Origin of the sequence: Bacillus pretiosus, assembly GCF_051294775.1 — a bacterium.
GTDB classification, from domain to species: domain Bacteria; phylum Bacillota; class Bacilli; order Bacillales; family Bacillaceae_G; genus Bacillus_A; species Bacillus_A wiedmannii.
The window spans coordinates 1-295 of record NZ_JBPPHF010000309.1; the positions used below are offsets into that span (position 1 = coordinate 1).

Consider the following 295-nt stretch of genomic DNA (forward strand, 5'->3'; position numbering starts at 1 on the left):
TGGTATCAGTGGTAGGGGAGCGTTCTAAGTGCAGTGAAGTCAGACCGGAAGGACTGGTGGAGCGCTTAGAAGTGAGAATGCCGGTATGAGTAGCGAAAGACGCGTGAGAATCCCGTCCACCGAATGCCTAAGGTTTCCTGAGGAAGGCTCGTCCGCTCAGGGTTAGTCAGGACCTAAGCCGAGGCCGACAGGCGTAGGCGATGGACAACAGGGAGATATTCCTGTACCACCTCTTTATCGTTTGAGCAATGGAGCGACGCAGTAGGATAGAAGAAGCGTGCGATTGGTTGTGCAC

1 rRNA gene is annotated in these 295 nt (G+C 54.2%); it reads left to right on the forward strand.

Annotated features, from left to right (window positions below):
• Positions 1 to 295: ribosomal RNA gene (locus tag ACSG5Z_RS31010) — 23S ribosomal RNA — on the forward strand; the annotation flags it as partial.